A 24,266-nucleotide genomic window follows, 5' to 3' on the forward strand; every position below is an offset into this window, starting at 1 on the left:
TCCAAAGGCCGGTCCGCCTCCGACGGTATTTCCGCGGTTCAGACTTGGGCTAACAATAGTGAGTGCAGCGCGCAAGAATCAAGGTCTAGCTAATTAATCACTAGGCAGGTATAATGGCCGGTTTTTGACGTATTAGCTGCTTCTGCGTGTTTCGATAAAGCCTATAGTACAGCTATAGTGGAGCTATAGCAAACCTATAGTCCAGTTATAGAGTTCCTATAGTGAAATTGCTGAATTGACGACATTCAACGACCGGAATGCGCTGATAGGGAGACCAAGCGCCTAAGGTCGGGCGGTAGGCCGCCAGCCCCACACCGTGGGGTCTTCGGTCAGCATCTCGACGAGGTTCTCGGTGGCGGCCGTGTCGAGGAAGACCTCGTACCAGCGCCCGACCTGGTCGTTGATGCGCACGATGATCCCGTCGCCGCGCGAGTGGACCGTGATGCCGGCGCCTGGGTGGCCGCCCGGCGTGAGCGTGCGCGTCCGCTTAAACAGCAGCTTGGGCGTCACTTAGCACCGCCCAGAAATCGTGGGTCAGGATATTGGTCCATGTGCGCTCCCCTTCCATCAGCGTTTCCGCTGGCGGAGCACGGCGCTCACAGGTCTCTAGTGGGTATCAATCTGTACCACGATGCGGGTACTCCACTGTCGATGAGCGACCATGGACGAATGCATCTGCCCGGGCCCGACGTCGCCGAGGGGTCGACTTCGGGACCCGAGGCTTCCCGTCCACCGGCCGGCCCAGAGCACCGCTATCCCCGCGTCACCAGCTTCCGCACGCGGCGTACCACGCTGTCGGCCGCACAGCAGGCGACATGGAATCGGCTGTGGCCCGAGATCGGCATGCAGGCGCGCGACGGTGATGTGCCCGCTCCGCTGGTCGACACCGACGGGTGGTTCGGGCGGTCGGCACCCGTGGTGGTGGAGATCGGCTGCGGGGCCGGCACCTCGACGCTCGCGATGGCCAAGGCCGAGCCTGATCTCGACGTCGTCGCGGTCGAGGTGTACCGACGGGGGCTGGCCCAGCTGCTGTCCGGCATCGAACGCGAAGGGGTGCCCAACATCCGGCTGGTCCGCGGCGACGGCGTCGACGTGCTGCAGCACATGTTCGGACCCGGCTCGCTGACCGGAGTGCGGGTGTTCTTCCCCGACCCGTGGCCCAAGGCCCGCCACCACAAGCGCCGTCTGCTGCAGCCGGCCACCGTCGGGTTGATCGCCGACCGGCTGCGTCCCGGCGGTGTCTTCCACGCAGCGACCGATCACGCGGGGTACGCCGAGCAGATCGCCGAGGTCGGCGATGCGGAGCCGCGGCTGCGGCGGGTGAGCCCGTCGGACGCGCTTCCGATCTCCGTCGAACGACCGGTCACCAAATACGAAGGCAAGGCGCAGCACGCCGGCAGCGCCGTCACCGAGTTGCTGTGGGAGAGGCTATGAGCCTCACCGAGGACATCGGGCACATGGAAGATGTGGCGCCTCCCGAGTCGCCGGCCCCGGCCGATGCGACGGCCCGGGTGCTGTTGGTCTGGGACGCGCCGAACCTCGACATGGGACTCGGCTCGATCCTCGGCGGCAGGCCGACGGCCGCGCACCGGCCACGCTTCGACGCGTTGGGCCGCTGGCTGCTGACGCGCACGGCCGAACTGTCTTCCCAACTCGAGGGAACTGCCCGTCCCGTCTCGCTCGAGCCGGAAGCCACCGTCTTCACCAACATCGCACCCGGCAGCGCCGACGTCGTCCGGCCTTGGGTTGAGGCGCTGCGTAACGTGGGGTTCGCGGTCTTCGCCAAGCCGAAGATCGACGAGGACAGCGACGTCGACAGCGACATGCTGGACCACATCGCGCTGCGCCGCGACGAGGGTCTGGCCGGGCTGGTGGTGGCTTCGGCCGACGGGCAGGCCTTCAAACAACCGTTGGAAGAGATCGCCCGCGACGGCATCCCCGTCCAGGTGCTCGGATTTCGCGAACATGCGAGCTGGGCGCTAGCGTCGGATACCTTGGAGTTCGTCGACCTGGAGGACATCCCCAATGTCTTCCGGGAGCCGTTACCGCGAATCGGCCTCGATTCGCTGCCCGAGCAGGGGGCATGGTTGCAGCCGTTCCGGCCGCTGTCCTCGCTATTGACCTCGCGGGTCAACAACTGAACCGCTCAGAGGTCGCCATCGACTTCGAGAGAATCGAGTAAGGAGCTTACGTGTTCGCCTGGTGGGGTCGAACGGTGTACCGGTATCGATACATCGTCATCGGCGTCATGGTCGCGCTCTGCCTCGGTGGCGGCATCTTCGGGATCAGCCTCGGCAACCACGTCACCCAGAGCGGCTTCTACGACGAAGGCAGCCAGTCGGTCCACGCATCGGTGGTGGCCGACGAGGCCTTCGGCCGCGACCGAACCAGCCATGTGGTGGCCATACTCACTCCGCCCGACGGGCAGAAGGTCGACAACCCGCAATGGCAGAGCGACGTCGTCGGCGAGCTCGACAACTTCGTCAAGGATCATCCCGACCAGGTGGTGAGCTGGGTCGGCTGGCTGCGGGCGCCGGACGCCGCAAACGCGACCGTCCAGCAGATGAAGACCAGCGATCTGTCGAAGACGTTCGTGAGCATCCCCCTGCAGGGCAACACCGACGACGAGATCCTGAAGAACTACCAGGCCGTCGAATCGGACCTGCAACAGCTCAACGGCGGTCGCATCGAGTTGGCCGGCCTGAACCCGCTGGCCAGTGAACTGACCGGCAGCATCGGCGAGGACCAGCGGCGCGCCGAGGTCGCCGCCATCCCGCTGGTGTGTGTGGTGCTGTTCTTCGTCTTCGGTGGTGTCGTCGCCGCGGCGCTCCCCGGCCTCATCGGCGGTCTGACGATCGCCGGCGCGCTGGGCATCATGCGGCTGCTCGCGGAGTTCATGCCGGTGCACTTCTTCGCCCAGCCGGTGGTGACGCTGATGGGCTTGGGTATCGCGGTGGACTACGGCCTGTTCATGGTGAGCCGGTTCCGCGAGGAGATCGCCGAGGGTTACGACACCGAGGCGGCGGTTCGCCGCACCGTGATGACCTCGGGCCGCACGATCATGTTCTCCGCGGTCATCCTGGTGGCGTCGTCGGTGCCGCTGCTGCTGTTCCCGCAGGGCTTCCTGAAGTCCATCACCTACGCGATCATCGCCTCGGTCATGCTGGCCGCGATCCTGTCGGTGACAGTGCTGGCCGCGGCGCTGGCCCTGCTCGGCCCCCGCGTGGACGCGCTCGGTGTGCGCACCCTGCTGCGGTTCACCAAGCCCTATCCGGCCCCGTCACCCGCGGAGACCACCGACCGCACCAACCCGCTGGCGATCGCGTCGATCCCGCTCGGTGTGCTGGTGCCGTTCGCTGCGATCCCCGTCGGACACATCGCCAGGGCGCAGATCCGCCGGACCTACGACAAGGGCGCCAACTACGCCCTGCTGGGCCTGGTGCTCGGCTATATCGGCTCGTTCGCCTGGATCTTCGTCGGCCTGTTCGCCGCGAAGGACACCCTCGGAACGGGAATCTTCTATCTGCTGCTGGCCATCGCGATCTTCGTCGCGGGCACCATCTTGGTGCTCGCTGCCGCGAGCATGAGCCCGCTGGTTCGCAAGCCGACGGTGTGGTGGCTGAACTGGCTGGCCGAGAAGACCCAGAAGACCAAGACCCGCGCCGAGGTCGAGAAGGGCTTCTGGGGCAAGCTGGTCAACCGGGTGATGAAGCGGCCGATCGCTTTCGCCGCACCCATCGTCATCGTGATGATCCTCATGATCATCCCCCTGGGGCAGCTCTCGCTCGGCGGCATCAGCGAGAAGTACCTACCGCCGGACAACGCCGTGCGCCAGGCGCAGGAGGCCTTCGACAGGTCGTTCCCCGGTTTCCGCACCGAGCCCCTGACGCTGGTGATCGAGAACGACAACGGCGAACCCGTCACCGATCAGCAGGTCGCGGAGATCCGCAGCAAGGCGTTGACGATCCCCGGCTTCATCCAGCCCGAGGACGACCCGACCAAGATGTGGCAGCCCCGCCCCTACCAGGAGGGCGGCTCGCAAGACCCCTCGGTTCGGGTGATCCAGAACGGCCTCGTGAACCGTAACGACGCGGCGAAGAAGGTCGAGGAACTTCGCGACATCGTGCCCCCGCGCGGGTTGTCGATCTCGGTCGGTGGAACCCCGGCGTTGGAGCAGGACAGCATTCACAGCCTGTTCGACAAGCTCCCGCTGATGGTGACCATCCTCATCGTCACGACGACGATCCTGATGTTCCTGGCGTTCGGATCGGTGGTGTTGCCGATCAAGGCCGCGGTGATGAGCGCGCTCACGTTGGGTTCGACGATGGGCGTGTTGACGTGGATGTTCGTCGTGGGGCACGGCTCCGGGCTGATGAACTACACACCGCAGCCGCTGATGGCGCCGATGATCGGGTTGATCATCGCGGTGATCTGGGGCCTGTCGACCGACTACGAGGTGTTCCTGGTGTCCCGCATGGTGGAGGCCCGCGAGCGCGGTCTGTCCACCGCCGAAGCCATCCGTGTCGGCACCGCGACCACAGGCCGGCTGATCACCGGTGCGGCGCTGGTCCTCGCGGTGGTCGCGGGCGCGTTCGTGTTCTCCGACCTGGTGATGATGAAGTACCTGGCATTCGGGTTGCTGATCGCGCTGCTTCTCGACGCCACCATCGTCCGGATGTTCCTCGTGCCCGCCGTGATGAAGCTCCTCGGCGACGACTGCTGGTGGGCACCGCGGTGGATGAAGCGCATCCAGGAGCGCATGGGCCTTGGTGAGACCGAGCTGCCCGACGAGCGCAAACGCCCCGCGGTGCGCGAGACCGTCGAGGACCCCGAGGCGCTGGTCGGTGCGGGCGCACCGGTACCGCCTCGGCCGCGCCCGCCGCACGATCCGACGCATCCGGTCTCGGGGTCGCGCCCCGGCGCCACCCGCGCCGCGGCGCCGCAGCGGGTCCCCTCGGCCTCCGGCACGACGCGCATCCCCAGCACGACCCCACCACCCGCGGCACCGGCCGACGAACCGCAGACCACCCGGTTGTCGATCGCGAAGAACGCGGTGCGCAACGCGGTGAGCAATGCCGCGGCGACGGCACGCCAGGCCACCCGGCCACCGGCGCCGCCCGCCCCGCCCGCGTCGGCTCCGGCCCGTCCGGGCGGGGGTCGCCCGCCGCGGGAGGAGCGCGAGATCGAGTCGTGGCTGGGCGAACTGCGCGGCACCGGCACACCGCCCGCGCCACCGGCGCCCACCCCGCAACGGCCGTCGGCCGAACCCACCAGGGCGATGCCGACCGCGCCCGAAGGCAGGGAACGCCCGCGCGTTGCGCCTCCCGCGCCCGGCAACGAGCCGACCACCGCGATCCCGACACCGCGGTCGCGGCCGCCCGAGCCCGTGCGCGACCCCGCCGCGGCGCAGAATCCCGACGCGGCCGGAGATTCTGACAAGACCCAAGCCATCCCCACCCCGAGCAAGCAGGCCGACGACGCCGAGGCGGCGACCGAGAAGCTCAACACCCGCGAGGATGAGGAGCGTCAGCGCCGCGGCGGCGTCAGCGCACAGGACCTGCTGCGGCGCGAAGGCCGGCTGTAGCCGCTTTTCGTCGCGAAGTTCAGTCGACGTCGTCGCTTTCGGCCTTGACCAGAGGACCCTCGTCGGCTTCGAGGGCTTCCTTCTCCACGTCGGGATCCCGCGCCGTCAGCACGCGCACGGCGCTGTTGAGGAATGCCAACACCGGCACCGCCAGCAGCGCACCCACGATTCCCGCGAGCACCCCGCCGCCGGCGATCACCAACACGATCGCGAGCGGATGAATGGACACGGCGCGGCCCATCACCAACGGCTGCAGCACGTGGCCTTCCAGCTGCTGTACCGCGATGACCAATCCGAGCGTGATCAACGCGTAGATGAAGCCTTTCGCGATCAACGCGACGACCACCGCGAGCGCGCCTGCCACCACGGCGCCGACCAGCGGAATGAATGCACCGAGGAACACGAGCGAGGCCAGCGGCAACGCCAGCGGAACCCCCATGATCGCCAGGCCGGTGCCGATGCCGACGGCGTCGACGAGCGCGACCAGGAAGGTGGCCCGCACGTATCCGATCAGCGAGTGAAAGCCCGCGCGGCCCGCGTCGCGCACCCGGTCACGGACGTGGACGGGAAAGATCTGGGTGACGAACGCGAAGATGTTGCGCCCGCCCTGTAGCAGGAAGATCAGCGTGAACAACACCAGCACGGCGCCGGTCACGATCTCGGTCACCGTGCCCGCCGTCGACAGCGCGCCGGTTGTCACCCTTTCCTGGTTGTTCTGGAGGGCCTCGATCGCGGCGTTACCCGCGTTGTCGATCTGATCCCGGCTCAGGTGTAGCGGGCCCTCGATCAGCCAGTTGCGCATGCCGTCGATGCTGCGGCTGACCTGCTGGGTCAGCTCCGGTGCACCCTCGATGAACTGGGTGACGACGAAGGACAGGATCCCGCCGACCACGGCGAATCCGCTGAGCAACATCAGCGCCACCGCCCCGGCCCGGGGCGCTCCCCGCCGGTCGAGGAAGTCGACCGCAGGCATCAGCAGGGCCGCCAGGATCGTCGCCAGCGCGACCGGTACGACGATGATCTCGAGTTGCTTGAACACCCACAGCAGGGCGACGAGGGCGGCGAGGATGACGAGAAGACGCCACGACCAGGCTGCCCCCTTGCGAACGAGAGGTGAGACGGACTCGTCATCAACAGATGGGCCCCCAGGCATCCCGATAGCGTAACGGCCTGGCAGTCGCCGCGACGGATCTCTTAAAAGCGCAGCACCACGCCTTACCCTTACTCCGTGGCACACGACGCGCCTGCGAGTGCGGCCCACAGCCAAGGGCGCTCTCTGCGCGGCAAGTACTGGTGGCTGCGGTGGGCCGTCCTCGCCGTCGCCGCCGTCGTGCTGAGCGTCGAACTCGGACTGGTGTGGGATCAGCTCGCCAAGGCGTGGCACAGCCTCTACACCGCGAAGTGGTGGTGGGTGCTGGCGGCGGTGGGCACCGCGCTGGCGTCGATGCACTTCTTCGGCGACATCCAACGCAAGCTGCTGCGGTCCGCGGGAGTTCCTGTGCGGCAATGGCGTTCGCAGGCCGCGTTCTACGCGGGCAATTCCCTGAGCACGACGCTTCCGGGCGGACCGGTGCTGTCGGCGACGTTCATCTACCGCCAGCAGCGGCTCTGGGGCGCCACTCCGGTCATCGCCTCCTGGCAGCTGGTGATGTCGGGTGCGCTGCAGGTGATCAGCCTGGCGTTGCTGGGGTTGGGCAGCGCGTTCTTCCTCGGCGCCAAGCACAACCCGTTCTCGCTGATCTTCACGCTGGCCGGGTTCATCATGCTGATCGTGCTGGCGCAGGCGGTGGCCTCGCGACCGGATCTGCTCGACGGCATCGGGGTGCGGGTGCTGTCGTGGGTGAACTACGTCCGCGCGAAACCCGCCCACAACGGGCTGACCAAATGGCGTGAGACGCTGGCTCAGCTCGAGTCGGTGAAGCTGAGCAGGCGCCAGCTCGCGGTCGCGTCCACCTGGTCGATGTTCACGTTGGTGACCGGCGTGGGCACGCTGTTGTTCGCCTGTTACGCGGCCGGCGGGCGACCGTCGCTGCTCGGGGTCGTCGTCGCCTACGTCGCCGCCCGCGCGGTCGGCTCCATCCCCCTCATGCCCGGCGGGTTGCTGGTGGTGGAGGCGGTGCTGGTGCCCGGCCTGGTGTCAAGCGGAATGACGCTGGCCTCGGCGATCTCGGCGATGCTGATCTTCCGGTTAATCAGCTGGATCTTCATCGCCGCGATCGGATGGGTGGTGTTCTTCTTCATGTTCCGCACCGGCACCGACGTCGACCCCGACGCATGCGACCGGCAGTAGCCGCTCTCGGCGCCGTCGCGCTGATCGCCGCGTGTTCGCAGGGCGCCGACCGCCCCGCCGCGACATCGCCTGCCCCACCCTCGCCCGAGACCACGACGGCATCGGCGGCGCAGGGACCGAGGAGAGGCCCCGCCCCGTCGGTGGCCACGCCGATCATCGGAGAAGCCATCAGCCAGCCCGTGCCGGTGCGCGCCACCGACGGCAAGAAGCATCTGGTGTACGAGATCAGCCTGACCAACACGCTGCCGCACCCGTTGACCATGAAGTCGATCACCGTGCTGGACCGCGACGTCGCCCTGCTCGACCTCCAGGGTGACCAGTTGGCGCATTGGTCGCGGATCATCGGAATACCCAGCCCCACAACGAGACTCGGTCCTGCGCAGACGGCGATCGTGTTGTTCGATGTCAGCCTCGACGACGACGTGCAGACGCCGAGTCGGCTCACGCACGCCGTCGCACTGACCAATCCCGACCCCCAAGATCCACTCTTTCCCGCCGATCAGACCGTCGACATCGCCCCGGTCGAAGTGCAGCCCCGCGAACCCGTTGTCATCCGGCCCCCGTTGCGGGGGCCGAACTGGGTCGACGGCGGCGGATGCTGCGGCACCAGCGCCCACCGCACGGCGCTCAACCCGGTCAACGGCCGGCTGTGGGCCGCAGAACGATTCGCGATCGACTACGTCCAGCTCGACCCCGACGGACGCCTGGTCACCGGCGACCCGTCGAAGCCCGAGAGTTTCGCCTACTTCGGCGCCGACATCCACGCCGTCGGTGACGGGCGGGTGATCTCCGTGCTCGACGGCCTGCCCGAGCAGGTGCCCGGCCGCGACCCGACCGGCTTACCGCTGAACCAGTACGCAGGCAACCACGTCGTCCAGGACCTCGGCGACGGGAACTACGCGCTGTATGCGCATATCAAAACCGGCACCGTGGCCGTCAAACCCGGTGACCGACTGACCGCGGGGCAGGTGATCGGCAACGTCGGCAACACCGGCAATTCCACCGCACCACACCTGCACTTCCAGGTCATGAGCTCACCGGACCCGTTGGGCTCCAACGGGTTGCCGTTTGTATTCAACGACTTCCGGCTCGACGCGAGGCTCGCCGACGGTGATGACGCCATCGGCACCCTCTTCGAGGGTGCCTCCGCACAGTTTCAGCCCGGAGTCGCCTCTCGTGACGAAAAGACCGCCATGCCACTGGAACTGGATGTGATGACCTATGCCGATCGATAGCTCAGAACAGGCCCGGCCCGCCCTGACCGCACTGGCCACCGACGTGGCCTGCCTGATCGTGTTCGCCACCATCGGGCGGCGCAGCCACGACGAGGGCCTGGATCTGACCGGTATCGCCCAGACCGCGTGGCCGTTCATGTCGGGCGCCCTTGCCGGGTGGGTGCTCTCACTCGGGTGGCGGCGCCCCTATTCCCTGATCCCGACCGGCCTCGCGGTGTGGGTGTGCACGATCGTGCTGGGGATGCTGCTACGCAAGCTGACGTCAGCCGGGGTGGCGCCGAGTTTCGTTGTGGTCGCCTCGATTTCGACAGCGGTGCTGCTACTCGGCTGGCGCGTGGGGATCCACGTCATGACTCGCCGCTGACACCGTAAGGGTCGCGCGCAGGCCGCCCAGCGGTCCGTCGGAGAGCTCGATGCGACCCCCGTGCAGCGCCGCCTGCTGCGCCACGAGGGCGAGCCCGAGACCCGAGCCACCCGGCGCGGCGGTGCTGCCGCGGGAGAAGCGCCCGAGAACGGCCTTGTGCTCGTCGGCGGGAAGGCCACACCCGTTGTCGTCGACGACGATCGTCATCGTGCCGTTCATCCGGTGCGCGGAAAGAACGATGCGGCTCGCCCTGCCGTGGGTGATCGCGTTGCGCACCAGGTTGTCGACCGCCAGGCGCAGCCCGCCGGGCCAGCCCCAGATCGTGCCCAGGTCGTCGTCGGCCTCGACCTCGATGTCGAGGGCACCGCGTGCGCGGGCGTTTTCGCGGGCCACCCGGTCCAACAGCTCTGCGACATCGATGGTTTCGCGGTCCTCGGCGCGTGCGAGCTGCCCGGAGGCCAACTGACCGAGCGCGGTGATGATCGCCTCCACCCTGCGCTGGGCCCGCGAAAGGTCCTGCACCACCTCGGCGCGCTCGTCGGCGGGCAGGTCGTGGATGCGCAACGTGTCGAGGTCCGCGCGCATCGCGGTCAACGGGGTACGCAGTTCGTGTGCGGCGTTGGCGGCGAAATCCTGCGCCGCCTGGAGGGAGTTCGTGGTGGCCTGCCGCGCGGCCGCCAGCCGGCTGAGCATTTCGGCCATCGCCTCCGAGAGGTCCTCAGCCTCGCGCACTCCGCGCACCTGGAGCATGCCGGCGGTGTCCTTGCCCAGCTTCTTGGTGTGCTCGGTGAGCCTGCGCAGCGGACGCACCGCCGGGCCCGCCAGTAACCAGCCCATCCCGGCGGCCACCAGAACCGCCAGGGCGCCGACGCCGGTGTAGAGCGGAATCCTGTTGGGGCTCAGCAGGATACTGTCGGCACGGATACCGATCGACATCAACACCCCGCCGTCCTGGTCCACCGGAATGGTGCGCACGCGGTATTCGAGACCGTTGACCTCGACGGTTTCGGTGCCCGGCGGCAGCGGCGGCAACTGGAAACCGCGCTGGAACACCACCTCTCCCGTCGATCGCGAGCGGCCGGTCGTCAAGACGCCGCGGCGCGGGTCTCCCCTGCCGTCTGGCGAAGTCCCCTGCTGCTGTTCGGACAACACGCTGGCGTCGATGATCGAGTCGAGCCGCCGATCGAGTTGTGCCTCATCGTTGCTCGCCAACACCACCGACGTGAGCACGAGGAACGCGGCGACGACCGCGGACGCCGCCGCTCCCGCGGCGACCGCCACCCGGGTGCGCAGCGACGCCGAACGCATGACCCGCGGCACCTTCACGCGGCCGTACTCGATCGTTCGGCTCGCAAGCTCGCCGCTTGATCGTTGTTCGGCTCGCAAGCTCGCCTCAGGACTCTTCCCGTAAGACGTAGCCGATGCCGCGCACGGTGTGGATCACCCGCGGCAGCCCGTCGCGTTCGAGCTTGCGCCGCAGGTAGGAGATGAACACATCGGCGACATTGGTCTCGACGTCGAAGTCGTAGCCCCACACCATCTCCAGGAGCCGCTGCCGGCTCAGCACCACACCGGCGTTGTCGACGAGCACCGCCAGCAGGTCGAACTCCCGCTTCGTCAGATCGACCCGTTCTCCCGCGACGAACACCAGGCGGCGCGCGGTGTCGATGGTCAACGGCCCGACCGTCATGGTGTCGGACTGGTGATCGGAGTGGCTGGCCCGGCGCAGCAACGCGTGCAGCCGGGCCACCAACTCGCCGAGGTCGAAGGGTTTGGTCAGGTAGTCGTCGGCGCCGGCTTCCAGCCCGGGATCCGGTCGTTGACCGTGTCGCGCGCCGAGAGCACACAGATCGGGATGTCGTTACCCAATGCCCGCAGCGCGGTGACCACCGCGACGCCGTCGAGTTCGGGCATCTGCACGTCGAGGACCAACGCGTCGTGCGACTCGTTGGACAGCAGACGCAGCGCTTCCTTAGCGGTCGCGGCGACCCGCACGTCGAACCCCGAGTGGCGCAATCCGCGCGCGACCGAGGTCCTGACGTCCGGGTCGTCGTCGACCATCAGCACGGTGGGACCTGCACCCTCCTGCCGAGCGGACGGCCCAGGTGTCAAACGAACGCAGGCCTAGCTGTCGGCGAGGCCGTCGCCGTCGGTGTCACCGCAGCGGTTCTTGATGTCGACCAGCGGCTGACGGATCCCTGTCAGGTCGGCCTTGACCGCAGGATTGGCGTTCAGGTAGTCCTGCACCTTGCCCCGGACCTCGTCGCGCGGCAGGCCTTCGAGGCTGGTGAAGAACCAGTTGACGTCCGGATGTGTGAACAGGTACGCCGACGTCGACGCCGAGACGCCGGAGGCCACACCGGCGAGATCGGCCGCGGTGCAGTTCGGTGGCTCCGCGGCCGCGAGCGGCGTCGCGCCGAAGAACATCGCACCGGCGATCGCGCCGGTGCCGACCGCGCCAGCAACCGCACGACGCGCAGAACGGGCCGAGAGAAACATGGGTGAGCTCCTTCATCGGAAGTGGGGTGGTCGTAACCAGGGTGGTTAGCGACGTCTACCAACTGGGACCAACGAAGAAAAGCTAAGCAGAATGTCCGCAGACTTTCTTGCCTTGCGATCAACGAATCGCCGAAAACGCGAAATCCGCAGCTGAAACCCACCCGCGACGGATGGCTGTGCGTCGTTTCGGGTCAGGGCAGGCCGGCGATGGCCGACGACGGCGAATGCGAGTTGCCCTGCGAGACCGGTGACGCCCCATGTTGTTGGGCCGTCGCGCCCGGCGCGGTCAGCGCGGGGGTGCTCGCGGTCGGCGCCTGCGCCGGCAAATCCGCGGGAAGACCTGCGCCCTGCTGCTGTGCGGCCTGCATCAGCCCCATCACCTGGGGCAGCGTGAGCGGAAGTTTGCACCTGCCCGACAGGCTCGCCAGCGGCTGCTGCAGCTGCTGCAAGTCCTCGGCGACTTCCGGGTTGGCGTCGAAGTACGCCTTCAGCGCACCCAGCGACTGCGGCCCGGCCTGCTGTTTGGAGATCGTCGTCAACGCCTGGTTCGTCTGCGGGTGCGCGTCGAGATAGTCACCGGTCGAGGTGGCGACGTCTCCGATCGTCCTGGCAACTTCGCTGGCCGCGCACGGGTCCTTTGCGGCGGTCGCCGACGGAGCGGACGAGAGGGACGGCAACACCAGCGCGGCCGCCAGGGCCCCGCCCGCGGCAGAGGCAGCGACGACGCCGACGACGCTGCGACGTATCAGCCCGGCGGTCGTTTTCATGACAACTCCTAACGATTTGCGGACGATCTCCAACGGCCCGCAAATGCTCTCGCGATGGACGGCAATCAGTCCCCGACGCCGAAAACGGCCAAGCCACATCCTGCCACCGGTCGCGTCACCCCCGCCAATTCAGTGGGATGTGGGCCCGATGTGCGCCGGTGGGCGACGGTCGGCGGTAACGCCGTTCGGCTTGGTTGCGAGAACGAATCGGGACATCGTCAGGCGTTGCTGGCCGATCGTTCAGGCACCATGAGAGCAGACCGAAGGGACCGGCACCTTACCGCAGGTTGTTGTACGCTTCGGCTACGAAACGCCGAGGAGAAAGCGGGGGATCCAATCCAGCAATTCATGTTGCGCTTGAGTAGCAAACTGCGCAGATATCGCTGGGCGGTTTTCGCCGTTTGGGTGCTCCTGCTCGTCCCCTCGATCTGGCTGGCGCTCAACCAGTCGAGCCACCTCACCGGTGGCGGTTTCGAGGTCGACGGCTCCCAGTCGCTGCGCGTGCAGCACGAACTCGAAGAGCACTTCCCCGACCAGGGCGCCTCGCCGCTGGCGTTGGTCGCCGCACCGCGCGCCGATGCCTCGTATCAGGACATGAACGTCGCCGTCGCGCACCTCGAACGCCTGGCCGCCGAGGTGCCCAGTGTCAAGATCGTCCCGAACCCGCAACAGCCCCCGCCGCAGCCGGACCGGCCCTACGTGATCACGCTGCAGCTGGACTTCGACAACACCGGCGCCACGGACGTGGCCAAGAAGCTGCGCGAAAAGGTCGGCATCGACGGCGAGGATCCGGGGGAGATCGAGAACGGCCGGGTCAAGCTGTACGTCATCGGCCAGGGCGCGCTGGGCGCCGCGGCGTCCGGGGCCATCAAGACCGACATCGCCCAGGCAGAGCGGTGGAACCTGCCCATCGTCCTGATCGTTCTGCTCGCCGTGTTCGGGTCGCTGGCCGCGGCGGCCGTGCCGCTGGTGCTCGGCGTCTGCACCGTCGCGGTGACGATGGGGCTGGTCTACCTGCTCTCGATGTTCACGACGATGTCGGTGTTCGTGACCTCGACGGTGTCCATGTTCGGCATCGCGCTGGCGATCGACTACTCGCTGTTCATCCTCATGCGCTTCCGCGAGGAGCTGCGCGCCGGACGGGACCCCGACCAGGCCGCCGACGCCGCGATGGCCACTTCGGGTCTGGCCGTGGTGCTGTCCGGGCTGACCGTGATCGCCTCGGTGACCGGCATCTACCTCATTCAAACCCCGGTGCTGGAGTCGATGGCCACCGGCGCCATCCTCGCGGTCGCGGTCGCGGTGCTCACCTCCACGACGCTGACGCCGGCCGTGCTGGCGACGTTCGGGCGGGCGGCGGCGCGACGCTCGTCGTACCTGCACTGGTCGAGACGCCCAGAAGCCACCCAGTCCCGGTTCTGGACGCGTTGGACCGGCTGGGTGATGCGCAGGCCGTGGCTGTCGGCGACGGCCGCCGCCGCGCTGCTGATCGCGCTGGCCGCGCCCGCGTTCTCGATGATGCTCGGCAACAGCATGCAGCGTCAGTTCGAGCCGACACACGAGATTCGCGGCGGCGTCAACGCCGCGGCCGAGGCACTGGGCGCCGGTGCGCTCGGCCCGGTGCGGGTCCTGGTGACCTTCCCGGACGGAAACGCCGCTTCCGCTCCGGCGAAGGAGCCGCTGCTCGACGCGATTCGCCAACGCATGGCGCAGGGCCCGAACGTGGTGTCTGTCAGCCCGCCCTCGTTCGGCGAGGACTACCGGCACGCGCTGCTGTCGGCGGTGCTGTCGGTCGACCCCGAGGACATGGGGGCGCGCGAGACGGTCGACTGGATGCGCGCGGAGCTGCCCTCGACGCCCGGCACCGAGAACGTGCAGATCGACGTCGGCGGTCCGACCGCGCTGATCAAGGATTTCGACGACCGGGTCTCTGCCACTCAGCCCCTGGTGTTCCTGTTCGTGGCGTTGATCGCGTTCCTCATGCTGCTCGTCGCGATCCGCTCGGTGGTCCTGGCGCTCAAGGGCGTCCTGATGACCGTGCTGTCGGTGGCCGCCGCGTACGGCAGCCTGGTGGCGGTATTCCAGTGGGGTTGGCTGGAAGACCTGGGCTTCGACCGGCTCTCGTCGCTGGACAGCACGATCCCGCCGCTGGTTCTGGCGATGACGTTCGGCCTGTCCATGGACTACGAGATCTTCCTGCTGACCCGCATCCGTGAGCGCTTCCTGCTGACCCGCAACACGCGCGACGCGGTGGCCTACGGCGTGAGCACCAGCGCGCGGACCATCACCAGCGCCGCGCTCATCATGATCGCGGTCTTCATCGGGTTCGCGTTCGCGGGCATGCCGCTGGTCGCTCAACTGGGTGTGGCCTGTGCGGTGGCGATCGCCGTGGACGCGACCGTCGTCCGGCTGGTCCTGGTGCCGGCCCTAATGGCGATGTTCGACGAGTGGAACTGGTGGCTACCGCACTGGCTGGCCCGCATCCTGCCGTCGGTGGACTTCGAGAAGCCCCTGCCCAAGGTGGACACCCCCAATCTGATCATCATCCCCGACGACCTCTCGTCGCTGGGACCGACCGGCTCCGAGCTGCGCACCGTCGTCAAATCGGCGGCTAAGTTGAAAACCCTTGTACCCCAGGCTGTCACGGTCGCCGATCCGCTGGCCTTCAGCGGCTGCAGTCCCGACGCGCCCACCACGAAGATGCGCAGCGTCGGGCGGCTCAACGCCGGGCACCGCGGCGGCGGTACCGCGTTGGCCACCGCCCCGCCGCCGGTCCATCCGGTGACGATGTGGCGGGGCCGACTCGCGGTCGCCCTCGACGCCCTCGACACCGCTTCGGACTGCGAGCACGCCACGATGGAGCGGCGCCGTCCGATGGAAACCACCAACGTGCAACTGCCGACCGGCGACCGGCTGCAGATCCCGACGGGCGCGGAGACGCTGCGGCTCAAGGGCTACCTGATCATGTGCCGCAACACCACGCGCGACTACGCCGAGTTCGCCGACCTGGTCGAGTGCATGGACACGCGCACGGCGGCAGAAGTACTGAGCACAATGGACCGGTACTACTCTGGTTCACAGTCAAGAAAGCAGTGGGTGGCGACTCAGCTGGTGCGCCGACTGGCCGACCCTGCGCCTTCGGACGAGCACGACACCCGGATGTCCGGTCCGGAGGCGGAGGCGGAGTGGGCGAAAGTTCGAGAGCGCTGCCTTTCGGTGGCGGTCGCGATGCTGGAGGAGGCGAGGTGACGGTGACTCCCGACATTCGGGATACCCGCCGCCGCGAGGGTGTCTCCGCAGAGCAGAGCCCGAGACCGCCCGCGACGCAGGGGGCTGACGAGCGCCCGGTCGAGTTCTGGCCGACCGCGGCCATCCGCGCGGCCCTGGAGACCGATGACCTCGCGGTCTGGCAGCGCATCGTCGCGGCGATCAAGCGGGACCCGTTCGGCCGTACCGCGCGTCAGGTCGAGGAGGTCCTCGAGACCGCGCGACCGTACGGCGTGTCCAAAGCGCTGGCCGAGGTGCTCACCCGGACCCGCGAACATCTGGAGGCCAACGAGCGCGAGGAGGTGGCCCGACACATCCGCGTGCTGTTGGAGCACTCCGGGCTGGGACACCAGGAGTTCGCATCGCGGATCGGCGTGCCCCCCGATGAGTTCGCATCGTTCCTCGACGGCCAGACCAGTCCGTCGGCGGCGTTGATGGTGCGGATGAAGCGGCTCTCGGAGCGGTTCGCGCGGATGCGTTCGAACCGGCCCAACGGCTGACGGCCACTGGGTATACGCCGGGAATGGACCTCGAACAGATTCTGCGGGAGACCCGCACGGTGGCGATCGTCGGTGCGTCGCCGAACCCCGACCGCGCCAGCCACGAGATCTGGACCTACCTCAAGGCGGCCGCCGACTACGACCTGTACCTGGTCAACCCGACCGTCAGCGACATCGAGGGCACCCCGGTCTACCCGTCGCTGGCCGATCTGCCTGTGGTGCCGGACCTCGTCGACGTGTTCCGCAGGCGCGAGCACCTGCCCGGGGTGCTGCAGGACGGCATCGCCATCGGAGCCAAGGTGCTGTGGCTGCAACTCGGCCTGTGGGACGAGCAGGTCGCCCGCGACGGCGAGGCGGCCGGACTCCAGGTCGTGATGGACCGCTGCATCAAGGTCGACCACGCCCGGCTGCTCCGCTAGCCGACCCCGTCACCGCGCGTGGATCGGCGACACGTTGTCGACCAACCACCGACCGTCGGTCTTGGACAACGTGACCCGCAACGCCAGCACCGCGGTGTCCGGCGGTTTCCCCGGCGAATTCTGGGTTGCGTGCAGGATCACCGCGACGCTCGCGGCGTCCGGGCCGATCGCCTCGACGCCCGCTGAGACGGTGCTCGCCTGGGCCGAAACGTTGCGGTTCGCCAAATCCTTTGCCACCGAGGCGAACTCGCTCTTGAACACGTCGGCGCGTTCCGGGGACATCATCGCCGCCGCACGGTCGATCGACGCGGTCGGACTCTGCGGGGTGAACGTGGCCGACGCTTCGGCCACACTGCTGGCGATGCCGACGACCTCGGTGCTGTCGTTGCGCAGCGCGCGGTCGGGCACCGTCCACTGCAGGTAGCCGACGAGCACTGCGGCCGCCACCGCCGCCGTCGCGACCGCGACCACTCCCAGCCGCAGGCCCGGTCCGTCGTCGTCGGTGCCGACCGTCACCGCATCGCGGCGCGCCAGCACCACGTTGACCACCACGCCCTGAACGATCAACAGGCACAGCACCGAACAGACGGACACCCACCACAGCGGCCACGCCAGCGCGATGCCGATGTACACCAGCGCCGCTATCGCGGCCACCGGAGGCGCCACGTCGAACGCCGCGACCCGCAGGACGTTCCTCATCGGATCGGCTCCAACCCCGAGATCATCAGCTTGCCGTCCACGTCGGACACGTCGAGCCGCAGATTCCAGCGCACCGTCCTGGGCTCATCCCCGCCCACGTTCTCGCTGACCGAGGTCGCCACCACCATGACGGTGTCGGTGCGCGACGCGAACTCGGCGAGCTCGGGCTGAGGTCGCCGCGGCGGCGCCCCGCCCGGGCCCGGCGGCGGGTGATGGATCGACTCGACCGCGACCGAGTCGATCTGCCCGGTGGTCTGCGACTGCAGGGTGTGCACGAGCCTGCGGTAGGGCTCGACGGCCGCCTCGAAGTCCGCGTTGAGCTGGCCGACGGTGCCTTCGTGCAGCCGGATCATGTCGGCCTGCACGGTGTCCTTGTTCATGTTGATCAGCACGTTGGTCCAGTCGACCGCGGTCTGCATGACGCGGGCGCGGTAGCGCAACTCGTCGGTGTGGTCGTGGTGCTGAATCCAGATCAGGGCGGCCAGTGCCACCGCCACGACCGAGATCAGCCCCAGTACCGCCGATGCGACGCCGTACTTGGTGAAGACGGGACCGTCCTCGACTGCGGTGGGCGCGTCCTCGGGCATGCGCGTGAGGGTACCGGGCTGCGGGCCGAACGCCCGTGAGCGGTCAAAGTCACATCCACCCGGCACTGGAGAAACGACAAGACGGGTATGCAGGCTTGCGACCGGCGAGGGAAAGGGATGCGTGGCCAACTACCTGATTGCCGCCAGCCCGATCCCCGGGCATGTCATGCCACTGCTGCACGTCGGCGCGGACCTGGTGCAGCGCGGTCACCGCGTCACCGTGCTGACGGACGCCGACCACAAGGACGCGGTGTCCGTTCGGGGTCTCGCGGCCCTGGAGCTGCCAGACGCGGCTCGCCCCAAACGAGACGACAGCGGTCTGCGTGGCCTACCGCCGCTGCTCGACCGCTGGCATCGAGGGCGCACCGAGATGCGCTCGGTGTTCATCGAGCCACTGGCGGCGCAGTACTGGGCGTTGCGTAAGGCGCTTAGCCATGACCACTTCGACGCGGTGCTGTGCGATGTCGCCTTCACCGGCGCCCTGCCGCTGTTGACCGGTCACCGCCCCCGGCCGTGGATTCTGGTGTGCGGGGTGGGCCCGCTGACGTTGTCGAGCGCCGACGCACCGCCGTTCGGAACGGCGTGGGCCCCGCGGTCAGACGTCAACTACGAGCCGATGACCTGGGTGACGCACCGGGTGCTGTTCGGCGACGTCCGCGCCGATCTGAACGCCGCGCTCGACGCCGTCGGCGCCCCACCGTCGCCGGTGTTCCTGACGGACTGGCCCGTGCTCGCCGACCGGCTTCTGCAGTTCACCGTGCCGTCGCTGGAGTATCCGCGCGGCGATCTGCCGGCGAACGTCGTCTACACCGGCCCGGTGATACCGAGGCCCGCCGCTCAGAAGCGGGGACTGCCGTGGGATCCGGCCGGCGATCCGCGCACCGTGGTCCACGTCACCCAGGGCACGTGGGACAACGACGACCAGGGCGCGCTCGTCGTCCCCACGGTCGAGGCGCTCGCCGGCCGCGAAGATCTCCTGGTGGTCGCGACGACGGGACGCGAGGGCCGCACGACGATCCCGGGCCGGGTGCCCGCCAACGCCTACGTCACCGACTTTCTGCCCTATGCCGAACTGCTGCCGCACGTCGACGTGATGATCACCAACGGCGGATACGGCGGTGTGCACCAGGCGCTCTCGCACGGCATCCCCCTGATCGTCGCCGGCGGCTCGGCCGACAAACCGGAGGTCGCCGCCCGGGTCGCTTACGCGCGGGCAGGGATCAACCTGGGCACGTCCCGGCCCGGCCGCGCCGAGATCGTCGGCGCGCTCGACGCGATCCTCGGCACCGGCGCCCACCGCGCCGCGGCCCGCCGATTGAGCCGCGAGATCCGCGCCGTGAACGCCTTCGACCGTATCGCCGAGACGCTGGCGGGTCTGGCGGTACCGCAGCGGCCAGGGAAGCCGGCAGTGCGTTCTGGCACCCTGGTGGGGTGACGGTAGAAGCAATCAGATCAGGCATCGACCTCAGCTACGTCGACGCCGACGCCCGCCCGCAGGACGACCTGTTCGGCCACGTGAACGGCCGCTGGCTGACCGAGTACCAGATGCCCGGCGACCGGGCGACCGACGGTGCGTTCCGATCGCTGTACGACCGCGCCGAGGAACACGTGCGCGACCTGATCACCGAGGCGGCGGCGTCGAACGCGGCCGCGGGCACCGAGGCGGCGGCGTCCAACGCGGCAACGGGCACCGACGAACAGCGCATCGGCGATCTGTACGCCAGCTTCATGGACGAGCAGGCCGTCGCCGCGCGGGGTGTGGACCCACTGCTCGAGGAGTTGGCGGCGATCGACGCAGCCGACTCCCCCGAGGCGCTGGCGCGGGTGCTCGGTGCGTTGCAGCGCACCGGAATCGGCGGCGGAACCGGCGTCTACGTCGACACCGACTCCATGGACTCGACCCGCTACCTGTTGCACCTGACCCAGTCCGGTCTCGGCCTGCCCGACGAGTCCTACTACCGCGACGAGCAGCACGCCGAGATCCTCGCCGCCTATCCGCAACACATCGCGGCGATGTTCGAGTTGGTGTACGGCGCAGGCGATCACACCGAAACCGCCGCCCGCATCGTGGCGTTGGAAACCAAGCTGGCCGCTGCGCACTGGGACGTCGTCAAGCGGCGCGACGCCGACCTCACCTACAACCTGCGCGCCTTCGCCGACCTGCCGGCCGAAGCGCCGGGTTTCGACTGGTCCGGCTGGGTGTCCGAGCTGGGCGCCACGCCGGAAAATGCCGCAGAAGTCGTTGTGCGCCAGCCCGATTACCTCACCGCATTCGCCGCCGAGTGGTCCGGCGGGGATCTGCAGGACTGGAAGAGTTGGCTGCGCTGGCGCGTCATCCACGCGCGCGCCTTCCTGCTGACCGACGACCTGGTCGCCGAGGACTTCGCGTTCTACGGCCGAAGGCTCTCGGGCACCGAACAGATTCGCGACCGCTGGAAGCGTGCGGTGTCGGTGGTGGAGAGCCTGCTGGGCGACGCGGTCGGAAAGCTGTACGTGGAGCGGCATTTCCCGCCGCACGCCAAGGAACGGATGGACGAACTCGTCGCCAACATCCGCGAGGCCTACCGGGTGAGCATCAACTCGCTGGACTGGATGACGCCGCAGACGCGGGAAAAGGCGCTGGCCAAGCTCGACAAGTTCACACCCAAGATCGGGTATCCGCGCAAGTGGCGCGACTATTCGGGCTTGGTGATCGAGCGCGACGACCTCTACGGCAACTACCGCCGCGGTTATGCGTTCGAATACGAGCGCGAGCTGCGCAAGCTTGGCGGGCCCGTCGACCGCGACGAGTGGTTCATGACGCCGCAGACCGTCAACGCCTACTACAACCCGGGGATGAACGAGATCGTCTTCCCGGCGGCAATTCTGCAGCCGCCCTTCTTCGACGCCGACGCCGACGACGCCGCCAACTACGGCGGCATCGGCGCGGTCATCGGCCACGAGATCGGGCACGGCTTCGACGATCAAGGCGCCAAGTACGACGGCGACGGCAACCTGGTCGACTGGTGGACCGACGAGGACCGCACCGAGTTCGGCGCGCGGACAAAGAAGTTGATCGAGCAGTACGACGAGTACGTGCCCCGGCAGCTGAGCAACGGGCACCACGTGAACGGCGCCTTCACCGTCGGTGAGAACATCGGCGACCTCGGTGGGCTGTCGATCGCGCTGCTGGCCTACCGGCTGTCGCTGAAGGGCGAGCCCGCGCCGGTGATCGACGGGCTGACCGGTGAGCAGCGGGTCTTCTTCGGCTGGGCTCAGGTGTGGCGGACCAAATCGCGTGACGCCGAAGCCATCCGACGTCTGGCGATCGACCCGCACTCACCGCCGGAGTTTCGGTGCAACGGCGTCATCCGCAACATGGATGCGTTCTACGAGGCGTTCGACGTCACCGAGGACGACGCGCTCTACCTCGAACCCGAACGCCGCGTCCACATCTGGAACTAGCGGCCCCAGAACGCCGCGAGACTACGGTTTTTGACGGGGTCACTCGCGATTCCCATCAGAAACCGTAGTCTCGGCGAAACCGCCTCAGAACATCTGCCAATCGGATGCGCCGTCGGGCTGGTTGTAGATCCCGGTCGAGTTCTTGATGACCACGGCGTCACCGCTGCCGAAGTTGTCGAAGAACCACTTCGCGTTGGCCGGGCTCAGGTTGATACAGCCGTGGCTGACGTTGCTCTCGCCCTGGGACCCGACCGACCACGGGGCGCTGTGCACGAAGACACCGCTGTTGTCGATGCGCACGGCGTCTTTCACCTTGAGCTTGTAGCCCTCGGGTGAGTCGACCGGCACGCCGTAGGTCGAGGAGTCCATCACGATGTCGGCGAACTTCTCCAACACGTAGTAGGTGCCGTTCTTGGTGTCGTGGCCCTTCTTGCCCATCGACACCGGGAACGTCTTCTCGAGCTCGCCGTTGCGGTGGACATACATCTGCAAGGAGTCATTGTCGATGGTGGCGACGAGCTGCTCGGGCACGGTGAAGCTGGACTTGGTGCCGGAGGCGTCGATGTTGACCACCGTGCCCGCGGGCCAGAAGTCCTGCGGACGCCACCGCACCTGGGTGTCACTGGTCCAGTAGAACCGGCCGGGAACGGGCGGGTTCGACGAGATGTGGATCGCGCTCTCGGCCATTTGACGGTTGGCGATCGGCCGCTGGAAGTTGATGTAGATCGGTTTGGCGGCGCCGACGATCGAACCGTTGGTCGGGTTGAAGGACGGCGGCGCGAACACCGGTGCGCCGACGTACGGCGTGGGGTTCTGCCCGGCCGGCGTGCCCTCCGGAATCGGCTGCTGCTGAGCCAGCGGATCTGGCGGCGCGAAGAACGGGTTCGACGGCGGCGGGGGCGGCGGAGCCTCGGCGGCCGGGGCCGGCGGAGCCGGCGGTGCTGGTGCGGCGAACGGATCCGCCGGTGGGGGCGGCGGGAGAACCGGAGCGGGTGGCGGCGCCGCGGCGACGGCCGGATCGACCGGCGCCGGCGGTGGCGGTGGCGGGACACCCGGCTGAGCGAGCGCTGACGGGCTCGCCAGCATCCCCCCGACGACGCTCGCCGCCGCCATCGCAGTGAGCAGCCGACTGCGCTTTACCCTGCGCATACACAACCTCCCAGTCGCAGAACTCCAACCAGTGTGGCATAACGCCCCGGGCCTCCCCGCCCGTCGGCGCGCCCCTCCAGCACGGCAAACGCTCGATCCACACTCGTGACCTGCACTGTTCATCGGTCACGGGCGCGAAGTGTTAGCAGCGCAGCTACCAAGCCGCCCGCCGGTGGCAGGCTTGTCGCATGATTGTGGCCTTCAGCGTGAGCCCAACGGGTGGCGACGACAGCGTGGGTGACGCGGTCGCCGAAGCGGTCAAAGTGGTCCGCGAGTCGGGGCTGCCGAACGAAACCAACGCGATGTTCACCAACATCGAGGGCGACTGGGACGAGGTGATGGACGTCGTCAAGCGGGCCGTCGACGCGGTGGCAGCGGCCTCTCCGCGGGTGAGCCTGGTGCTCAAGGCCGACATCCGACCCGGCCATACCGACCAGCTGACGGCGAAGGTCAAGCGGATCGACGAGGCCCTGGGCGGCTAGGAGCGCACCAGCCGCGCGATGGCGGCAGAGGCCTCGGCCAGCTTCGTGTCGGCCCCCTCACCGCCTTCGGCGACCGCCTGGGCCACGCAATGGCCCAGATGCTCGTCGAGCAGACCGAGCGCGACCGACTGCAGCGCACTGTTGACGGCGCTGATCTGGGTGAGCACATCGATGCAGTACTTGTCGTCCTCGATCATCTTCGCGATGCCGCGAACCTGGCCCTCGATCCGACGCAACCTCTTGGCGTAGTTGTCCTTCTGCTGCGAATAGCCATGCACCGCAGTCATGTTCAGCCCCTCAACATCTGATTCATCTGGTCGATCTCGGCCTGCTGCGTGTCGACGATCGTCTGAGCCAACCGCTTGGCGTCGACGTTCTCGCCGTTGGCCAGTTCCGCGCGGGCCATCTCGATCGCACCCTGGTGGTGGGCGATCATCGACTGCAGCCACAGGGTGTCGAACTCGGGGCCCGACAGGGTCTGAAGCTTGGCCATGGTGGCGTCGTCGACCATGCCCTGCATCGCACCGCCGTGTCCCTCGTGCCCGCCGTGCCCGGTGTCGGCGTCGGGGTTCTCCTGCCACTGCACGAGCAGCACCTGCATGGTGCGGATCTCGGGCTCCTGGGCCTTCGAGATCTGTTCGGCGAGCGCCTGCAACTCCGGATTCGTGGAGCGGTCCGGAACCAGCGCCGACAGTTCGACGGCCTGCTCGTGATGCGGGATCATGTTCGTCGCGAACGCCACATCGTCGGCGTTGTAGCCGGCCGGTTGCCCGCTGATCACCGGTTGGTCGGGATGCTCGTGGTCGGTGTGTCCGTCAGAGGCGGGGCTGCTGCACGATGCGAGCAACAGGGCGGTGGCGAGGGCGATCAGGACAGCGGCGAGGCGAGCGATCAGCGACGTCATGAACCCGATGGTACCGGATACCCCACCGGGGTATAGATAACGGTTTGGCCGGGGGAAAACACCGAAGGCATACTTA

Annotated in this window: 22 protein-coding genes and 1 pseudogene; 12 read left to right on the plus strand and 11 right to left on the minus strand. The window is 68.1% G+C overall.

The genetic code is table 11. From position 1 onward, the window contains the following. Window positions 1–282 precede the first annotated feature (282 nt). Window positions 283–510 carry a hypothetical protein gene (locus RMCN_RS20280; RefSeq protein WP_067392916.1) on the minus strand — a complete coding sequence of 76 codons (228 nt, stop codon included), beginning with the start codon at window positions 508–510 and terminating at the stop codon, window positions 283–285. Window positions 511–651: 141 nt separating this feature from the next. Between RMCN_RS20280 and trmB the strand changes: the two genes are divergently transcribed. The 3 genes from trmB to RMCN_RS20295 are packed head-to-tail and all read left to right on the plus strand — an operon-like array spanning window position 652 to window position 5,584. Then, window positions 652–1,434 carry a tRNA (guanosine(46)-N7)-methyltransferase TrmB gene (trmB, locus tag RMCN_RS20285; protein WP_067393124.1) on the plus strand — a complete coding sequence of 261 codons (783 nt, stop codon included), beginning with the start codon at window positions 652–654 and terminating at the stop codon, window positions 1,432–1,434. Further along, window positions 1,431–2,141: an NYN domain-containing protein gene (locus tag RMCN_RS20290; RefSeq protein WP_067392919.1), complete on the plus strand. Its 711-nt coding sequence runs from the start codon at window positions 1,431–1,433 to the stop codon at window positions 2,139–2,141. Before trmB ends, RMCN_RS20290 begins: the two co-directional genes overlap by 4 nt. Window positions 2,142–2,191: 50 nt before the next feature. Next, window positions 2,192–5,584, plus strand: a complete 3,393-nt coding sequence (locus tag RMCN_RS20295; protein ID WP_067392922.1) for an MMPL family transporter — start codon at window positions 2,192–2,194, stop codon at window positions 5,582–5,584. Window positions 5,585–5,603: 19 nt separating this feature from the next. Here the strand turns inward: RMCN_RS20295 and RMCN_RS20300 are convergent, their stop codons facing one another. After that, window positions 5,604–6,737, minus strand: coding sequence for an AI-2E family transporter (locus RMCN_RS20300; protein WP_067392924.1), 1,134 nt, complete (start codon window positions 6,735–6,737; stop codon window positions 5,604–5,606). A 75-nt stretch (window positions 6,738–6,812) separates the two neighbouring features. Here RMCN_RS20300 and RMCN_RS20305 point away from each other — a divergent pair, with 75 nt between their 5' ends. Genes RMCN_RS20305 through RMCN_RS20315 form a run of 3 tightly spaced genes read left to right on the plus strand, consistent with a single transcriptional unit; the run spans window position 6,813 to window position 9,473 of the window. Then, entirely contained in the window at window positions 6,813–7,874 is a 1,062-nt protein-coding gene (locus RMCN_RS20305) for a lysylphosphatidylglycerol synthase transmembrane domain-containing protein (RefSeq protein WP_067392927.1), read from the plus strand. Further along, window positions 7,859–9,109 (plus strand): M23 family metallopeptidase, encoded by a 1,251-nt coding sequence (locus RMCN_RS20310; RefSeq protein ID WP_067392930.1) that lies wholly within the window; start codon window positions 7,859–7,861, stop codon window positions 9,107–9,109. Before RMCN_RS20305 ends, RMCN_RS20310 begins: the two co-directional genes overlap by 16 nt. Then, a complete protein-coding gene (locus RMCN_RS20315) occupies window positions 9,096–9,473 on the plus strand; it encodes a DUF3054 domain-containing protein (RefSeq protein ID WP_067392933.1) in 378 nt (125 codons plus the stop codon). Before RMCN_RS20310 ends, RMCN_RS20315 begins: the two co-directional genes overlap by 14 nt. On the opposite strand, the gene RMCN_RS20320 is transcribed toward RMCN_RS20315, so the two are convergent. The 4 genes and pseudogenes from RMCN_RS20320 to RMCN_RS20335 form a co-directional block, all read right to left on the minus strand. Then, window positions 9,429–10,781, minus strand: coding sequence for a sensor histidine kinase (locus tag RMCN_RS20320; RefSeq protein ID WP_067393127.1), 1,353 nt, complete (start codon window positions 10,779–10,781; stop codon window positions 9,429–9,431). The genes RMCN_RS20315 and RMCN_RS20320 overlap by 45 nt on opposite strands. A gap of 85 nt (window positions 10,782–10,866) precedes the next feature. Beyond that, a pseudogene (locus tag RMCN_RS20325) lies at window positions 10,867–11,534 on the minus strand (response regulator transcription factor). A 63-nt stretch (window positions 11,535–11,597) separates the two neighbouring features. Continuing rightward, window positions 11,598–11,972 (minus strand): heme-binding protein, encoded by a 375-nt coding sequence (locus tag RMCN_RS20330; protein WP_064413831.1) that lies wholly within the window; start codon window positions 11,970–11,972, stop codon window positions 11,598–11,600. 191 nt (window positions 11,973–12,163) lie between these two features. Next, complete coding sequence (locus tag RMCN_RS20335; RefSeq protein ID WP_067392936.1) at window positions 12,164–12,739, minus strand: hemophore; 576 nt, start codon at window positions 12,737–12,739, stop codon at window positions 12,164–12,166. Between the two features lie 348 nt (window positions 12,740–13,087). On the opposite strand from RMCN_RS20335, the gene RMCN_RS20340 reads away from it, so the two are divergent. The 3 genes from RMCN_RS20340 to RMCN_RS20350 are packed head-to-tail and all read left to right on the plus strand — an operon-like array spanning window position 13,088 to window position 16,925. Beyond that, on the plus strand, window positions 13,088–15,988 hold the full coding sequence (locus RMCN_RS20340) for an MMPL family transporter (RefSeq protein ID WP_064413829.1): 2,901 nt from the start codon (window positions 13,088–13,090) through the stop codon (window positions 15,986–15,988). Beyond that, window positions 15,985–16,506, plus strand: a complete 522-nt coding sequence (locus RMCN_RS20345; RefSeq protein WP_067392939.1) for a hypothetical protein — start codon at window positions 15,985–15,987, stop codon at window positions 16,504–16,506. Before RMCN_RS20340 ends, RMCN_RS20345 begins: the two co-directional genes overlap by 4 nt. 23 nt (window positions 16,507–16,529) lie before the next feature. Further along, window positions 16,530–16,925, plus strand: a complete 396-nt coding sequence (locus tag RMCN_RS20350) for a CoA-binding protein (protein ID WP_067392941.1) — start codon at window positions 16,530–16,532, stop codon at window positions 16,923–16,925. A 9-nt stretch (window positions 16,926–16,934) separates the two neighbouring features. Here RMCN_RS20350 and RMCN_RS20355 read toward each other — a convergent pair whose 3' ends face one another. Both RMCN_RS20355 and RMCN_RS20360 read right to left on the minus strand, forming a co-directional pair. Continuing rightward, on the minus strand, window positions 16,935–17,624 hold the full coding sequence (locus RMCN_RS20355; protein ID WP_067392943.1) for a hypothetical protein: 690 nt from the start codon (window positions 17,622–17,624) through the stop codon (window positions 16,935–16,937). Next, complete coding sequence (locus tag RMCN_RS20360) at window positions 17,621–18,211, minus strand: Rv1363c family protein (RefSeq protein WP_067392945.1); 591 nt, start codon at window positions 18,209–18,211, stop codon at window positions 17,621–17,623. Before RMCN_RS20360 ends, RMCN_RS20355 begins: the two co-directional genes overlap by 4 nt. Before the next feature lie 121 nt (window positions 18,212–18,332). Here RMCN_RS20360 and RMCN_RS20365 point away from each other — a divergent pair, with 121 nt between their 5' ends. Further along, window positions 18,333–19,646, plus strand: a complete 1,314-nt coding sequence (locus RMCN_RS20365) for a glycosyltransferase (RefSeq protein ID WP_067392947.1) — start codon at window positions 18,333–18,335, stop codon at window positions 19,644–19,646. Continuing rightward, on the plus strand, window positions 19,643–21,655 hold the full coding sequence (locus RMCN_RS20370; RefSeq protein ID WP_067392950.1) for a M13 family metallopeptidase: 2,013 nt from the start codon (window positions 19,643–19,645) through the stop codon (window positions 21,653–21,655). The genes RMCN_RS20365 and RMCN_RS20370 overlap by 4 nt, the downstream gene beginning before the upstream one ends. A gap of 84 nt (window positions 21,656–21,739) precedes the next feature. Here RMCN_RS20370 and RMCN_RS20375 read toward each other — a convergent pair whose 3' ends face one another. Beyond that, entirely contained in the window at window positions 21,740–22,804 is a 1,065-nt protein-coding gene (locus RMCN_RS20375; protein WP_064413822.1) for a L,D-transpeptidase, read from the minus strand. A gap of 188 nt (window positions 22,805–22,992) precedes the next feature. Here RMCN_RS20375 and RMCN_RS20380 point away from each other — a divergent pair, with 188 nt between their 5' ends. Further along, on the plus strand, window positions 22,993–23,286 hold the full coding sequence (locus RMCN_RS20380; RefSeq protein ID WP_067392953.1) for an MTH1187 family thiamine-binding protein: 294 nt from the start codon (window positions 22,993–22,995) through the stop codon (window positions 23,284–23,286). Here RMCN_RS20380 and ricR read toward each other — a convergent pair. Both ricR and RMCN_RS20390 read right to left on the minus strand, forming a co-directional pair. Further along, on the minus strand, window positions 23,283–23,573 hold the full coding sequence (gene ricR, locus RMCN_RS20385) for a copper-sensing transcriptional repressor RicR (protein ID WP_067392955.1): 291 nt from the start codon (window positions 23,571–23,573) through the stop codon (window positions 23,283–23,285). The genes RMCN_RS20380 and ricR overlap by 4 nt on opposite strands. Before the next feature lie 2 nt (window positions 23,574–23,575). After that, window positions 23,576–24,190: a DUF305 domain-containing protein gene (locus RMCN_RS20390; protein WP_067392958.1), complete on the minus strand. Its 615-nt coding sequence runs from the start codon at window positions 24,188–24,190 to the stop codon at window positions 23,576–23,578. Window positions 24,191–24,266 lie beyond the last annotated feature (76 nt).

Source organism: Mycolicibacterium novocastrense (assembly GCF_001570485.1).
GTDB classification, from domain to species: Bacteria; Actinomycetota; Actinomycetes; order Mycobacteriales; family Mycobacteriaceae; genus Mycobacterium; species Mycobacterium novocastrense.

Bases quoted from the DNA above. Each gene is read 5' to 3' on its own strand.
- trmB (WP_067393124.1), top strand. From the start codon at position 652: ATGAGCGACCATGGACGAATGCATCTGCCCGGGCCCGACGTCGCCGAG.
- RMCN_RS20290 (WP_067392919.1), top strand. From the start codon at position 1,431: ATGAGCCTCACCGAGGACATCGGGCACATGGAAGATGTGGCGCCTCCC.
- RMCN_RS20300 (WP_067392924.1), bottom strand. From the start codon at position 6,737: ATGCCTGGGGGCCCATCTGTTGATGACGAGTCCGTCTCACCTCTCGTT.
- RMCN_RS20310 (WP_067392930.1), top strand. From the start codon at position 7,859: ATGCGACCGGCAGTAGCCGCTCTCGGCGCCGTCGCGCTGATCGCCGCG.
- RMCN_RS20315 (WP_067392933.1), top strand. From the start codon at position 9,096: ATGCCGATCGATAGCTCAGAACAGGCCCGGCCCGCCCTGACCGCACTG.
- RMCN_RS20320 (WP_067393127.1), bottom strand. From the start codon at position 10,781: ATGCGTTCGGCGTCGCTGCGCACCCGGGTGGCGGTCGCCGCGGGAGCG.
- RMCN_RS20330 (WP_064413831.1), bottom strand. From the start codon at position 11,972: ATGTTTCTCTCGGCCCGTTCTGCGCGTCGTGCGGTTGCTGGCGCGGTC.
- RMCN_RS20335 (WP_067392936.1), bottom strand. From the start codon at position 12,739: ATGAAAACGACCGCCGGGCTGATACGTCGCAGCGTCGTCGGCGTCGTC.
- RMCN_RS20340 (WP_064413829.1), top strand. From the start codon at position 13,088: ATGTTGCGCTTGAGTAGCAAACTGCGCAGATATCGCTGGGCGGTTTTC.
- RMCN_RS20350 (WP_067392941.1), top strand. From the start codon at position 16,530: ATGGACCTCGAACAGATTCTGCGGGAGACCCGCACGGTGGCGATCGTC.
- RMCN_RS20355 (WP_067392943.1), bottom strand. From the start codon at position 17,624: ATGAGGAACGTCCTGCGGGTCGCGGCGTTCGACGTGGCGCCTCCGGTG.
- RMCN_RS20360 (WP_067392945.1), bottom strand. From the start codon at position 18,211: ATGCCCGAGGACGCGCCCACCGCAGTCGAGGACGGTCCCGTCTTCACC.
- RMCN_RS20375 (WP_064413822.1), bottom strand. From the start codon at position 22,804: ATGCGCAGGGTAAAGCGCAGTCGGCTGCTCACTGCGATGGCGGCGGCG.
- RMCN_RS20380 (WP_067392953.1), top strand. From the start codon at position 22,993: ATGATTGTGGCCTTCAGCGTGAGCCCAACGGGTGGCGACGACAGCGTG.
- ricR (WP_067392955.1), bottom strand. From the start codon at position 23,573: ATGACTGCGGTGCATGGCTATTCGCAGCAGAAGGACAACTACGCCAAG.
- RMCN_RS20390 (WP_067392958.1), bottom strand. From the start codon at position 24,190: ATGACGTCGCTGATCGCTCGCCTCGCCGCTGTCCTGATCGCCCTCGCC.